This is a genomic window from Selenomonas sp. WCT3 (genome assembly GCA_900100835.1).
In the GTDB taxonomy this organism is placed as follows: domain Bacteria; phylum Bacillota; class Negativicutes; order Selenomonadales; family Selenomonadaceae; genus Selenomonas_A; species Selenomonas_A ruminantium_E.
The window spans coordinates 31886-44941 of record FNCM01000014.1 but is presented as its reverse complement, the minus strand read 5'-3'; the positions used below and the strand labels follow the sequence as shown (position 1 = coordinate 44941).

The 13056-nt window shown below is 50.6% G+C and carries 13 protein-coding genes; 2 read left to right on the top strand and 11 right to left on the bottom strand.

Annotated features, from left to right (window positions below; all coding sequences use genetic code 11):
* Nucleotides 1-25 precede the first annotated feature (25 nt).
* From BLQ36_RS11075 to BLQ36_RS11055, 5 genes are read right to left on the bottom strand one after another with little or no spacing between them, the layout of a single operon-like run.
* Nucleotides 26-1579, bottom strand: coding sequence for an ABC transporter substrate-binding protein (locus tag BLQ36_RS11075; protein ID WP_074515646.1), 1554 nt, complete (start codon nt 1577-1579; stop codon nt 26-28).
* A gap of 39 nt (nt 1580-1618) precedes the next feature.
* Entirely contained in the window at nt 1619-2377 is a 759-nt protein-coding gene (locus BLQ36_RS11070) for an ABC transporter ATP-binding protein (protein ID WP_074515645.1), read from the bottom strand.
* A gap of 4 nt (nt 2378-2381) precedes the next feature.
* Nucleotides 2382-3161 carry an ABC transporter ATP-binding protein gene (locus BLQ36_RS11065; RefSeq protein ID WP_081342337.1) on the bottom strand — a complete coding sequence of 260 codons (780 nt, stop codon included), beginning with the start codon at nt 3159-3161 and terminating at the stop codon, nt 2382-2384.
* A 2-nt stretch (nt 3162-3163) separates the two neighbouring features.
* On the bottom strand, nt 3164-4012 hold the full coding sequence (locus BLQ36_RS11060) for an ABC transporter permease (RefSeq protein ID WP_074515644.1): 849 nt from the start codon (nt 4010-4012) through the stop codon (nt 3164-3166).
* Nucleotides 4009-4950 (bottom strand): ABC transporter permease, encoded by a 942-nt coding sequence (locus BLQ36_RS11055; RefSeq protein ID WP_074515643.1) that lies wholly within the window; start codon nt 4948-4950, stop codon nt 4009-4011. Before BLQ36_RS11055 ends, BLQ36_RS11060 begins: the two co-directional genes overlap by 4 nt.
* A 384-nt stretch (nt 4951-5334) precedes the next feature.
* Between BLQ36_RS11055 and hydE the strand changes: the two genes are divergently transcribed.
* Nucleotides 5335-6411 carry a [FeFe] hydrogenase H-cluster radical SAM maturase HydE gene (gene hydE / locus BLQ36_RS11050; RefSeq protein ID WP_074515642.1) on the top strand — a complete coding sequence of 359 codons (1077 nt, stop codon included), beginning with the start codon at nt 5335-5337 and terminating at the stop codon, nt 6409-6411.
* Nucleotides 6404-7819 (top strand): [FeFe] hydrogenase H-cluster radical SAM maturase HydG, encoded by a 1416-nt coding sequence (gene hydG / locus BLQ36_RS11045; RefSeq protein WP_074515641.1) that lies wholly within the window; start codon nt 6404-6406, stop codon nt 7817-7819. Before hydE ends, hydG begins: the two co-directional genes overlap by 8 nt.
* A 418-nt stretch (nt 7820-8237) precedes the next feature.
* Here the strand turns inward: hydG and BLQ36_RS11040 are convergent, their stop codons facing one another.
* From BLQ36_RS11040 to BLQ36_RS11015, 6 genes are all read right to left on the bottom strand, one after another.
* The gene (locus tag BLQ36_RS11040) at nt 8238-8840 is read right to left on the bottom strand and encodes a PBECR4 domain-containing protein (RefSeq protein ID WP_074515640.1); all 603 of its coding nucleotides are present in this window, start codon (nt 8838-8840) and stop codon (nt 8238-8240) included.
* A gap of 241 nt (nt 8841-9081) precedes the next feature.
* On the bottom strand, nt 9082-9780 hold the full coding sequence (locus BLQ36_RS11035) for a hypothetical protein (RefSeq protein ID WP_074515639.1): 699 nt from the start codon (nt 9778-9780) through the stop codon (nt 9082-9084).
* Between the two features lie 225 nt (nt 9781-10005).
* Nucleotides 10006-10671, bottom strand: a complete 666-nt coding sequence (locus BLQ36_RS11030) for a cytochrome b/b6 domain-containing protein (protein ID WP_074515638.1) — start codon at nt 10669-10671, stop codon at nt 10006-10008.
* Between the two features lie 16 nt (nt 10672-10687).
* Complete coding sequence (locus BLQ36_RS11025; protein ID WP_074515637.1) at nt 10688-10993, bottom strand: iron hydrogenase small subunit; 306 nt, start codon at nt 10991-10993, stop codon at nt 10688-10690.
* A 13-nt stretch (nt 10994-11006) separates the two neighbouring features.
* Nucleotides 11007-12263 carry a [FeFe] hydrogenase, group A gene (locus BLQ36_RS11020; RefSeq protein ID WP_074515636.1) on the bottom strand — a complete coding sequence of 419 codons (1257 nt, stop codon included), beginning with the start codon at nt 12261-12263 and terminating at the stop codon, nt 11007-11009.
* A gap of 251 nt (nt 12264-12514) precedes the next feature.
* Nucleotides 12515-13045, bottom strand: coding sequence for a peptidoglycan-binding protein (locus BLQ36_RS11015; RefSeq protein WP_081342342.1), 531 nt, complete (start codon nt 13043-13045; stop codon nt 12515-12517).
* Nucleotides 13046-13056: the final 11 nt, after the last annotated feature.

The following is a 13056-nucleotide window of genomic DNA, read 5'->3' as shown; positions in this document are numbered from 1 at the left end:
AGGCTTTTTCTATGGGAAGATTACGTTATTCGACATCGAGGTCGGCAGTAATCTGATAATAGTCACAAGCATGGGAGGTATAGTTCTTGACATTCGCCTTGGAAATCATGCTCATCTTGAGGAAGGAGCAGAATACGAACGCATGGTCATCGAGAACCACCTGTTGCATCTGCACAGCCAGCTCAGCCCGTTTGGCCGGGTCAAAGGTCTGGCTGAGTTCTGCTTCGAGCGCATCGAGTTTCGCGCTTTGATATTTGCCTTGATTCTTGGTAGCATTGCCCGTCGCAAATACCGTAAACCAATATTCGGGGTCGCCAGTTGGCGCCTGGACGTTGGCCATCGCATAAACGTCCCAGTTCTTCGGATTTTTTACCACCTGATTGTTGTCCGCCGTATTGTTGATATCCACAGCTATGCCAATGGCCTTCAACGTAGCCTGGGCCGATTCCGCTAACAGCGGTAGTTCCTGACGGCTCGGGTAGGTCAGCCATTTAACGACGAGTTTTTTGCCGTTTTTCTCGCGAATACCATCGCCATCGGTATCCACCCAGCCGGCCTGCTCCAAAACAGCCTTAGCCCCTTCTGGGTCGTATTTCTCGGCTTTTACCTTATCGCCGCCAAAGGCCGCACCGGCTGGGAATACCCCGTTAGCCGGGAAGCCATTGCCCTCCAGCAATTTTTCCACAAAGTTATCCTTGTCGATGCCCATGGAAATCGCCTTGCGGACCGCCGGGTCAGCACAGACCGAATCCGGGTCGAAATTCATCTTGCCGAAGAAGCAGCGCGATGTGGATATCTGTGAGATGGTATATTTGTCATTTTTGAACAGCGGATAACTTTCATACGCCATGCCATAGGCAGCCTGCACCTCACCAGACTGCAGGGCATTGGCCAACGTATTGCCATCCGTTATGGTGCGGATGGTAATCTTATCGAGTTTTGGCTTGCCGCCCCAATAATTATCGTTTTTCTTGAGGGTCAGATGATCATCGGTCTTCATGTCCGTGGCGATATACGGGCCGGTACCAGCAACAATACCGTTGTCAAACCCAGCATCCACATCGATGATACAGCCATAGGGGTCGCCAAGGTAATTGAGCAGCGCCGGTTTGGGCTCCGTCGTTTTGATGGTAATCTCCTGGCCATTTGCCTCAATGGAGGCCACCTTCAAATCCTGCTTGGCCCGCTTGTTGTTTGCAATCAGATGTTCGAGGCACTGTTTAACCGAGGCAGCATCCATCTTACGGCCAGAAGAATAGGTGACATCATCGCGCAGGGTAATCTTCCAAGTAAGCGGGTCAGTATTTTCCCACTTGGTTGCCAGCCACGGCTGGATTTCCATATTATCGGAGTATTTGACCAGCGTCTCTCCTACGCCATAGCGAATGCAGGCCCAGCCAGCATAGGCATTATGGGGATTGATATCTGGTTCCTCATTGGAACTATTGAAAGTCGTATCGCCGATAGTCAGCACCTTGCCGGCATCAGACTTCCCCGTCTGACTGCCGCCACAGCCGGCCAGCGCCCCAATGCATAGGCTGGCACTTACGGCCAGCGCCAAAAGTTTTTTCCACTTCATACCATGTTCTCCTTTCCTTCCGCTTCCCAAAAGAAAGCCTTACAAAACACTGTCAATCAGCATTTGGGTATATTCCATCTGCGGATGCCGGATTACGGCGTCTGCAGTCCCCTCCTCGACAATCCTGCCATTATGCATAACCAACACCCGGTCGCAAAAATCCTGTACCAAGGCAATGTCATGGCAGATAAACAAATAGGACATAGAAAGCTCCTGCTGCAAGTGATTTAAAAGCGTCAGTATCTCCGCCTGCACAGTCACATCCAACGCCGAGGTAGCTTCGTCGAGAATCAGCAGCTGCGGCTTAATCGCCAGGGCTCGGGCAATTGCCGCCCGCTGGCACTGCCCGCCGCTGACCTCATAGGGATAACAATCCCCCAAATCCGGACTAAGCCCGCAAAGGGCCAGCAGCCGAGCCGTTTCCGTTTTAGCCTCCCCCTTCGTATACCCATGATTCCGGAGGCTTTCCCCGATGCCATCCCCTAGCGTACACCGCGGGTCAAAACTGTCGATGGGAGATTGAAATACCATCTGCATCTTCTGGTACGCCTGCTTTAATTCTTTCCCGCGGGCATTGGTAATCTCCACTCCATCGAGAAAAATCTGGCCCGCAGTCACATCCAGCAGCCGGGTCACCAGCTTCGCCACCGTGGTTTTGCCACTGCCGCTCTCCCCAATGATGGCCACCTTTTCCCCAGCCCCAACGGTAAAACTAACATCATCCACCGCCAGCAGATCTTCCCAGCTGCCTTCATGAAAGACCTTCCGCAACTGTCTTACCTCCAGTATCGTTTCCATTCACTCACCTCCGCAGACATGGCACTGCCGCCAGCAATTTCTTCGTATATGCCGACTGTGGCTTTGCCATAACCTCATGGGTATTTCCGTATTCCACACAGGAACCATCCTTCATGATGAGGATTTTATCCGCCATTGCCCGGATGACACCGATATTATGCGTGACCAACAGGATACTCGTGCCAAACAGCTTGCGTGCCAAAAGCATTTCCTCAATGACCTGTTTTTGCACCGTCACATCCAGTGCCGATGTCGGTTCATCGGCCAGCAGGAGCTTCGGCTGCAGGAGCATTGCTGCCGCCACGCCAACTCGCTGCTGCATGCCCCCCGACAACTCGAACGGATAACTATCTAAAATGCGGCGGGGATTTGCAAAACCAAACTTCGCCAGAATATCCTGGGCCTGTTCCTCAAACTCAGCGGCATCCTTTCCCCCATGGGCCTGCATCATTTCCCAGAGCTGCGCCCGTACCGTGCGGATAGGGCAAAAGGAGTTGCCTGCCGATTGGAAAATCATCGCGATTCCCGAGCCACAAAGTGCCCGCAATTCTTTTCCCGATAAATCGGGTAAATCCTTATCCCCATACCAGATATCCCCCCGTGTCACAACACCGCCCCGTCCTAGAAGCCCCATAGCCGCTCGCAAGACCGTCGACTTGCCACTGCCGCTTTCCCCCGCAATGCCGAGTATTTCTCCTGGCTGCAGTGCAAAGCTGATATCCTGTACGACCCGTTTCTCGTAATAACTGATATCTACCTGTTCATATCGTATGATTTCCCTCATGATTACCTCCGATTCTTCGGGTCCAGCCAATCACGCACAGTATCGCCCAACAGATTGAAAATCATGACCGAAAGAAAGATCGCCACACCTGGAGCCAGCGTCACCCATGGCTGCGTCGCCAACAGATTGCGCGTATCACTCATCATACTGCCCCACTCGGGAATCGGCGGCTTTGCCCCAAGCCCCAAGAAGGACAGGCCCGCCAACTCAATCATCATCGTGCCAATATCGAGCATCGCCGTCACCAAAATCGGTCCGGCAATATTGGGGAGAACATGCTTGCCGATGATTTTCAGCGAACTGCTTCCCGCCATCCGGACAGCCTGCATATAGGGAAGTTCCTGCTGCGCCAGCGTCTGGCTGCGCGCGAGCCGTGCATACTTCGGCCAGCTGATAGCCGCCAAGGCAAAAATGGCGTTATGAACGCCGCCCCCTAAGACCGCTGCCACGGCCAGCGCAAATACCAGGCCCGGGAAGGCCAAAAACATATCCGCCAGCCGCATGAGCACCGTATCGACCCATTTGCCCATCCAGGCACAAAAAATGCCAATGATCGTGCCAAAGCCAGTGATAAAGCCCACTAGCGCCAGGGTGGAAAAAATACTGGTAAAACTGCCGGCAATGACCCGGGAAAACATATCCCGGCCATACCGGTCCGTCCCCAAGAGATGCTCTGCCGACGGCGCAGCCTTCGCCAAGGACATATTTTGTTCATAAGGGTCATAAGGACACAGATATTCACTAAAGAATGCCGCCACAATCAGAAGCCCGGCCACCGTGGAAAAGAAATACAATTTTCGCTTCAGCCTGTCCCGGCGGATTTGGGGAACCCGTACACTTATCTCACTCATTGCTGCTTCCCTCCCAAGCGGATGCGCGGGTCAAACTGATGATACAAAATATCTGCCACCAGATTGACCACCACATAGATAACTGCCATCCACATGACATAGGCCTGAATCAGCGGATAATCGCGCATATTGATGGCATCAACGGCCAGCTTTCCTACACCGTCCCACATGAAGATGCTTTCCACAATGGCCGTACCGCCCAGCAGACTGCCAATGGATAGCGCTAACAGCGTCATAATCGTCAGCATGGAGGCCTTCATGACATTTTTCCAAAGGATAACCCGGTCGCTTATCCCCCGGGCCATAGCCCCTTGCACATAATCCTTGTTGAGCTCCTCCAACACGGCGGAGCGCACCTGCCGCATATATTTGGCCGTCATGGCAATCGCCAGGGTCAACGTCGGCATAATCGCACTCTTGAGACCCACGCCGCTGGAAATAACCGGCAGCAACTCCAACTGTATTCCCAAAAACTGCATCAACAGCATACCGACAAAAAAGTTTGGCATGGCATTGCCGATAAAACTGCCAAACCGCAGGATAAAATCCGCCGCCCTATCCCGGCGGACCGCCGCGTAAATCCCCGCTGGAACGGCAATCACCACCGTCAGCACAATGGAAAGAGCCGTAAGTAAAAGCGTTGCCGGCAGCTTGCGCAAAAAAGCCGCCAGCACTGGTTCTCCCGTGACATAGCTAATGCCCATATCCCCATGGAACATCCCCCAAAGCCAATTCACATACTGCGTGAAAAACGGAAGATTAAGCCCCAGTTCTGCCCGCCGCTCATCGAGAATTTCCTGTGCCACCTCAACGCCACGGTTCGTATACAACTCCGTTACCGCATCACTGCCCGCCAAATATATCAGCAAAAAAGATAGGAACGTAATGCCAAAAAGAATTGGTATTAACTGCCCCAATCGTCTCAAGGCATAATTCATCTTGCCTATCCTCCTCATAAATATGATACACAATAATATAATATTAGTAGAAAACGAGTGCTTCCCGTAAGCCCCCCGGGGGGATATTTTCATATTTATACGAAATTTACAGTCATTTTATCCCCCCGGGGAGCTTGCATATCGCCATTAATATTTTTTATAATGGAGTTGATAGTTAGATATATTCCATTCGCTACTTCAGAGGCTCAACTGACTTAGCGGGAATGTATTTGCAGAGAATAACTTCCCGTTTGTCTACTGCAATATATGGTCGCCGTGCATCAGTATAATTATTATTAATCTATACGATGCACGGCGTCTTATTTCCATGGTATAATAATAGCAGAGACCTACTAATATAAAACCCAAAGCAGAGGCTAATCTATGAAGCATAAACATCTGATTGACCGGTTGCGTCAATCCCATAACCTCTCTCTTGAGGAATTCACGGAATTGCTGATCCATCGCGATGAGGAACTGCAGGCCTACGCTGCTGACCTGGCAGGCGAGACAGCGGAAAAGCATTATGGAAAAAAAGTTTTCATCCGAGGACTTATCGAATTCACCAACATCTGCAAAAACGACTGCTATTATTGCGGCATCCGTGCCAGCAATAACAGCGCCCAGCGTTACCGGCTCAGCGACGAGGAGATTCTCGCTTGCGCGAAAAACGGCTATGAGCTTGGCTTCCGCACCTTCGTCCTGCAAGGCGGGGAAGACCCTTACTACACCGACGACAAAATCTGCCAGCTGGTGCAGCAGCTCAAACACAATCATCCCGATTGTGCCGTCACCCTTTCCATTGGCGAAAAAAGCAAAGAAAGCTATCGGCGATACCGTGCGGCTGGTGCCGACCGGTATTTATTACGTCATGAAACCGCCACACCGGCCCATTACCATCACCTTCACCCGTCAGCTATGAGTGCCGAAAACCGTTACGGCTGCCTGCGCAGCCTCAAGGAACTCGGCTTTCAGACAGGTGCCGGCTTTATGGTAGGTTCGCCAGGACAAACACCGGAAGATCTGGCTCGTGACCTCATCTTTCTCCAGGAGCTCCAGCCGGAAATGGTAGGCATCGGCCCCTTTATCCCGGCCGCAGGGACTCCCTTTGCCCAAGAGCCAGCTGGTACACTGGACGATACCTTGTTCCTGCTGAGCATCATCCGCCTGATGATGCCCGAGGTACTGTTGCCGGCCACTACGGCCTTGGGCACCATCGACCCCCGGGGCCGGGAGAAGGGCCTGCTGGCCGGCGCCAACGTAGTCATGCCCAACCTTTCCCCTAAGAGCGTCCGAACCAAATATCAGCTCTACGACAATAAGATCTGCACCGGGGAAGAAGCTGCCGAATGCATTGTCTGCCTAACCAAGCGAATTGAATCCGTCGGCCGTGAGCTGGCCGTCGACCGTGGCGACAATGTCCGCTATACAAAAATGAAGGAGGAACCTTACTGTGTATAATCCAAAATCAAGCAAAGCCTCAGAATTCATCGACCACGAGGAAATCCTCGCCTCCCTTGAATACGCTGACCAAAACAAAAACAATGCCGAACTCATCGATTCCATCATCGCGAAAGCCAAGGAATGCAAAGGCCTGAACCATCGGGAAGCATCGGTACTGCTGGCCTGCGAGATTCCCGAGAAAAATGAGGAAATCTTCAAACTCGCCGAGGATATCAAAAAGCAGTTCTACGGCAACCGCATTGTGCTCTTTGCACCGCTTTACCTTTCCAACTACTGCATCAACGGCTGCATCTACTGCCCGTATCACGGGGTCAACAAAACCATTCCCCGCGTAAAACTCACCCAGGAACAGATTCGCGACGAAGTCATCGCCCTGCAGGATATGGGCCACAAACGCCTGGCCATCGAAGCCGGCGAAGACCCCGTCAACAACCCGCTTGAGTATATCCTCGAATCCATCCACACGATTTACTCCGTCAAACACAAAAACGGCGCCATCCGCCGTGTCAATGTCAATATCGCCGCCACCACGGTGGAGAATTATCGCAAACTCCACGAGGCTGGCATCGGCACCTACATCCTGTTCCAGGAAACCTACCACAAGGATTCCTATGAAAAACTCCATCCCACGGGGCCAAAACACGACTACGCCTACCACACGGAAGCCATGGACCGCGCCATGGAAGGCGGCATCGACGATGTTGGCCTAGGCGTACTCTTCGGCCTCGACAAATACCGCTACGAATACGCTGGCCTTTTGATGCATGCAGAACATCTCGAAGCAACCTTTGGCGTTGGCCCCCACACGATTTCCGTACCGCGCATCTGCCCGGCTGACGATATCGACGTGAATACCTTCAGCAACGCCATCGACGACGATACCTTCGCCAAGATTGTTGCCTGCATAAGAATTGCCGTCCCTTACACAGGCATGATTGTCTCGACCCGCGAATCCCAAAAATCCCGTGAACGGGTTCTGCACCTGGGCATCTCCCAGATTTCTGGCGGATCCCGCACCTCCGTCGGCGGCTACACCCAGGAAGAACGCCCTGACGAAACGGCACAGTTCGACGTCTCGGATACCCGCAGTCTCGACGATGTCATGAAATGGCTCATCGATATGGACTACGTTCCTTCCTTCTGCACGGCCTGCTATCGCGAAGGCCGCACCGGCGACCGCTTCATGGCCCTCTGCAAGGCCAAACAAATCCAGAACTGCTGCCTGCCCAACGCCTTGATGACCTTAAAGGAATATCTTGAGGACTACGCATCGCCAGAAACCAAAGCTGCTGGCGAGAAACTGATTGCGAAAAACATCCCGGATGTAACCAATCCCGCCGCCCGCAAAACCCTGGCTGAACGCCTGCAGAAAATCGAGCAGGGCGAACGCGACTTCCGCTTCTAATACTAAGTTATTTGAAAGTGGCTGTTGCACGTAATGTAACTCCAGACTGGCGTATAAATGGAGCGAATACAGCCCCAAAGGCCGTGGATTACATGAATGAGATTGTAGCAGGTTAATAATGAAAGGCGGTGCCAACTGGCACCGCCTTTTGAAATAGTTAAAACGTAATCAAAATCCCCAGAGGGGATTTTCAAAACTCGGCCCGCTTACGCGGGGCAACTGGATCACCAATCATTTACATGACGTTCCAACTCTTTGACCCTTTCCCGTTCCTTCATCAATTCTCGATAGGTCTTTAAGAGTTGCAGATTTTTTTCTTGGAAATCTATATTATCTGGTTCCTGCCATGGTCTATTTTTACAAAAAATACTGGTACACATAGTCATATACTTATGACCAAGTGTACCAGTATTAAAAATTATTTACGCTCGTAGGTAAATAACCGTTCACATTCCTTTGTTCTGATATTTACCTTGTCTTTGCTCAGTATCGTAAATCGATGCTGCCCCTCCGTATAGTCCTTTGAATCACGGAACAAGGAGCGTGTGATATAGCCTGATTCACCATCCGCTGCTAAAAAGATATACAGCGCAATACTCTTATCGGCATCCGTGATAACATATTGGGCTGGAATTGCAGAAAATCTTGCTTGCCCATATCGTGCATCGAAGCTGAACAGAAGATTATCCGCATCCATTATACTTTCCAGCATCCCAGCCAGTTTTATGCGTTCTATTATCTTACTGGTCAAGAATGCACTGTTCTCTATTGTAGCTAGAGAAATCTTCCCCCGCATGATTTCCTCGAAAATCATAGCAGTTGAACGCTTACGCCTCAACCGTAGCTGGTCAATATCCTTCAGCTTATGAAGTCCTGCTATATGATGAAAGTGTGCGTTGTCGAAGCCAATAGAGAGATTCAACGTCTTGCCAGCGTGGGCAATAAGCAAATCATACCTTATATTCTTCAGCCTCGCGAAGCCTTTTGCCGCCTCCCGCAACCAATCAACTTTATTTTCCATAGTATACTACAACATTCCCTATCACTAAAATAGTAAAGGCCCTGCCGTAGCAGAGCCTTTAACACATTTTCTGTCAGCCAACTATTTCATGGCATAAGCTAGGTCGTGGCAATGTGCAAGCCCGGAAACGTGGCTCATCATGGCAACGCATCCTAGCACGCCCCCATGAATCAACGCCAATTAACAGATAATCAAGTTATCTGTTGTTACACCTTAATTATAAGCCATACCCCCAGTCTGGTCAAGACTTTATGATATTTGTATTAAAACGATTAATTGCATCCCCCTCCTCAAACAAGGTATCCTTCGCTTTCATGGTTAAAATATCGACATTCATTTCCGCCTCCGATGACTGCTCCTCCGCAGCAGCGTTACTTCCGTGACTCTTTTCCTCCGAATCTTTTTTGGCCCGCTCCTGCACCGCCTTTAACTGATTTTTACTATTGTCCATAGACTCTTGATCCATGATATCCTTCGTTTTATCGATTTCCTTTTGATAAAAATCAATAACTCCTAATGCCACAGAAGCATCGCCACTGGATAAATCCTTTCGCTTTTCCCAGACCGCTTTGCCATCATACAGAGCATATAACTTATCTTCGTTCGTCGTGGATTCTTTTTTTAGCTTTTCAATCTCCTCCGTAATAATACTTTTATCCTTATCCGTCAAATCATCCGAAGACAATTTATCCATCAAATCACTAATGCGTTCTTTCTTGGCCTCAATATCTTTCTTCTTGGCGTCCCGATCTGCTAGCACACTTTCGGTAGCCGTCAAGCCACCCTCGCGATTCAATTTATGATTCAAGGCTTTTCCTTCATCACTAATCGTCGTTTTTATTGCATCCGTAACCAATGACTTCGCTAACTCTTTTGCCTTATTGGCCGTGGGGTTCTTGTGCAAGATTGCCGATACCGTGGTATTATTATTAACCTTCATGACCAGCCCTCCTTATGCAATATAAGTATAATATCCACCTTTAAAATCAAAACCTTTTGAACACTACAGGATTACTATTCTTGTTTCAATAAATAATTCCTTGGTTTATGAAAAAGTTTTTCAATCCATCCACCCGCCTTATAAAAACAGCTCCTATGGATCAACCATTACAGCTAATCCATAGGAGCTATTCCAAAGTGCTGGCTTGTTGGCCAGCGCTTTCAATCAGTCTTTGACTTTTTCGATCTCATTCTGGGTCCAGAGCGGATGATGATGTGCGGCGTGTTTGGCGTTGATGGTGCCATCGCCGAACATGCTACGAAATTCCGGCCAGTTGTAGATGCCGAGGGGAATATGTCCCCCGCAGACGCAAAGGAACAGGCCCAAGCCAACAATCAGATGAATGCGGTCTGCATAGTAGGCAATCTCTTTCGGTACCAGCGGCAGGGCGAAGTAAAGCACTGCGCCCGTAAGGATGATGAGAATCGTACCGAAAAATACCATGATACCCATCATTTTCTGTCCCGAGTTGATTTTGCCCATCGGCGGTACGTCGATTTCCTGCAGGAAAATCATTTTCTGCGGATAGCCGCCACCGACCTTCATCCACTCAATATCCTGCTTCGTCCAGTGGAAGGCCTCGCGCCAGAACGCTACTACGCGTCCTGGGCAGAGCAGGAAGAACAGCGTGCAGGCAATCATGAGAATCCAGGCACCTACGATATGAACCTGCATGGTCAGATGCATTGCCGCCTCACCGAAGGGACGGAAAAACAGAATCACACCAGTGAGTCCGGCTGGCAGAAAGCCCAGGACCAGGCACCAGTGGAACAGGCGGACCGGCAGGCTATGATGAAGGATTCGTTCATTTCCTTTAAAGTTATTATCCATCGTAATCCCACCTTTCTTACAGGACGCTGCGGTCTACATAATGCGTATGGAAGAGTTCTTCCGCCATCGGACTGAGCGGCTGGAAGTTCATCTTCTTATACATGTTGAGCAGACTCTGGTTATGATGGCTCTGGCGTTTCGCCTGTTTCTCATCATCCTGATACAAGCCTGCCGTACGCATCTTGATGTATTTCGTGCGGTCGACAATGAGGTCCGTTACCGTATAGGCACCGGTCCAAAGGAATGCCGCAATGACGCCGGCAAAGCCGAGGAATTCGCGGCGGTTTATCTTCACTTCTTTTTCTTTATAGGAATATCTCATAACGTACCTCCTATTACCACGGCAAGATTGCCTTGAACTTGCCGGTCCAGGACGTTCCCATCGGGTTGATTGGCTGGCCGCCGCCGTTTACACAGCCGCCCGGACAGTTCATGACTTCGATGAAATGATACGGGCTGTTACCTGCCTCAATCTCTGCGAGCAGCGGCTCGACGTTTTTCGTTCCATGGACAACCGCGATTTTCAGCGTGATTTCCTGGCCATTGTCCTTGAGCTTGAGCGGGACTTCGGCCGTCTTGACCTCTTTGAGGCCGCGAACCGGCTCATAGCGAAGCTCGCCGAGTTCCTCGCCCGTCAGGACAAAGTAAGCTGTGCGCAAAGCTGCTTCCATAACGCCGCCCGTGGCACCGAAAATCGTACCTGCACCCGTGTATTCAGCCAGCGGATTGTCTTTCTCCTCAGCCGGCTCCACGTTGCGGACATCGATATTGAGCTTCTTCAGCAGCCGTGCCAGGTCACGGGTCGTCAGCACCACATCGGTATCCTGATAGGTTGCCGTGTGGCCCTTCTTCTTCCAGTAATCAGCAGCTGCCGTGAACTCCGGACGGGATGCCTCGAGTTTCTTCGCCGTGCAGGGATAAACACCAACACAGAAAATCTGCTCCGGCTGTACTTTCCATACTTCCTCAGCACCGTAAATCTTGGCTACTGGGCCGGCCATTCCCTGGGGGGATTTAGCCGACGACAGATGCTGGCGCAGATTCGGATGATAGAGCTCCATATAGCGAACCCAAGCCGGGCAGCAAGAAGTGAACTGGGGCAAAGGTCCAAGTTCCCCTTCCACCGACTGGTTGAGTACGTATTTCTGGATTTTGTGGATGAGCTCCGTTCCCTCTTCCAGAATCGTGTTGTCAGCGGCAAAGTTGACATCCATAATCTTGAAGCCTGCTTTTTTCAGGGCTCCATACATCTGCTCCGTGATGAGCTTGCCCGGTTCCATACCGAACTCCTCACCCAGTGCGACACGGACAGCCGGTGCGACCGTTGCCACCACCGTCGTGTTGCTGTCCTTCAATTTTGCGATGACCTCATCGACTACGTCGACGGTATCCTCGATTGCTCCGAATGGGCAATTCACCAGACACTGTCCGCACTGCAGACAGCGCTCATTATCAATCTGATGGGTTGCACCGTAGGCGCCAGTGATGGCGTCTGCCGGGCAGAAGGATTTGCAAGTGTCACAGCCCTTACAATTCCCCTCATTGATTTTAATGATACCGGTGAGCTCATTCGCCTGATAAGATTTTGGCATAGCTTTCGTCCTCCCTATCCTGCAAATAATTCTCAATTATATATATCACCTATTATCTCTACCCTATATTATAAATATATGTGATATTTGTTACAAGCTCCCCTAGGGGATATTTATAAAATTTTTTATATAAAAATGCAAAATAGTACCATATCCCATTCATAAATATCCTTTAATGTCCCCTTGCAAGCCCTTTTTCACTCAAAAAAATAGTCCGCCAGCTCTTTCGAGTCGACGGACTGATTGGAAATTCAATCCAAAATATAGATTTCAAGATTCTGGCGGCCAAAATTTATGGCCTCGGCATGGGTTTCAAAGGCGATGTCAATGTGACTTCCGCTGAAGCCGCCGACGTCCTCGGCTATTGCCTCACCATACCCTGGAATGAAGACCCGGGTTCCCAGCGGAATCGTGTTGGGGTCAACAGCGATAACGCCATAACGCACTTTCGTTCCCGAGGCCGTATAGGCCGAAAGGCCAGGGTCCTGGGGACTGTAGGCCGTAGCCGAAACATAAACCAGCCGGCCACTGCCACCATAAGTTTCTACCGTTGGCGGTTCATAAGCAGCGCCTCCCGACAGTGCCGAATAGGTGCCATCCCCGCATATCCCATCTACCTCAAGGCCGTTGGCCTCTTGAAACTTTTTTATCGCCTCTACCGTCTGTGGGCCACAGACACCATCGGCCTCACCGATCAGGTATCCCTGCTCAATCAGCAGGGTCTGTACCGTTTTCACCGCATGACCACGGGCCCCTTCTTTTACCAGAATCGATGCCGCCATAGCCACCGAGG

Bases quoted from the DNA above. Each gene is read 5' to 3' on its own strand.
- BLQ36_RS11075 (WP_074515646.1), bottom strand. From the start codon at position 1,579: ATGAAGTGGAAAAAACTTTTGGCGCTGGCCGTAAGTGCCAGCCTATGC.
- BLQ36_RS11070 (WP_074515645.1), bottom strand. From the start codon at position 2,377: ATGGAAACGATACTGGAGGTAAGACAGTTGCGGAAGGTCTTTCATGAA.
- BLQ36_RS11065 (WP_081342337.1), bottom strand. From the start codon at position 3,161: ATGAGGGAAATCATACGATATGAACAGGTAGATATCAGTTATTACGAG.
- BLQ36_RS11060 (WP_074515644.1), bottom strand. From the start codon at position 4,012: ATGAGTGAGATAAGTGTACGGGTTCCCCAAATCCGCCGGGACAGGCTG.
- BLQ36_RS11055 (WP_074515643.1), bottom strand. From the start codon at position 4,950: ATGAATTATGCCTTGAGACGATTGGGGCAGTTAATACCAATTCTTTTT.
- hydE (WP_074515642.1), top strand. From the start codon at position 5,335: ATGAAGCATAAACATCTGATTGACCGGTTGCGTCAATCCCATAACCTC.
- BLQ36_RS11040 (WP_074515640.1), bottom strand. From the start codon at position 8,840: ATGGAAAATAAAGTTGATTGGTTGCGGGAGGCGGCAAAAGGCTTCGCG.
- BLQ36_RS11035 (WP_074515639.1), bottom strand. From the start codon at position 9,780: ATGAAGGTTAATAATAATACCACGGTATCGGCAATCTTGCACAAGAAC.
- BLQ36_RS11030 (WP_074515638.1), bottom strand. From the start codon at position 10,671: ATGGATAATAACTTTAAAGGAAATGAACGAATCCTTCATCATAGCCTG.
- BLQ36_RS11025 (WP_074515637.1), bottom strand. From the start codon at position 10,993: ATGAGATATTCCTATAAAGAAAAAGAAGTGAAGATAAACCGCCGCGAA.
- BLQ36_RS11020 (WP_074515636.1), bottom strand. From the start codon at position 12,263: ATGCCAAAATCTTATCAGGCGAATGAGCTCACCGGTATCATTAAAATC.
- BLQ36_RS11015 (WP_081342342.1), bottom strand. From the start codon at position 13,045: ATGGCGGCATCGATTCTGGTAAAAGAAGGGGCCCGTGGTCATGCGGTG.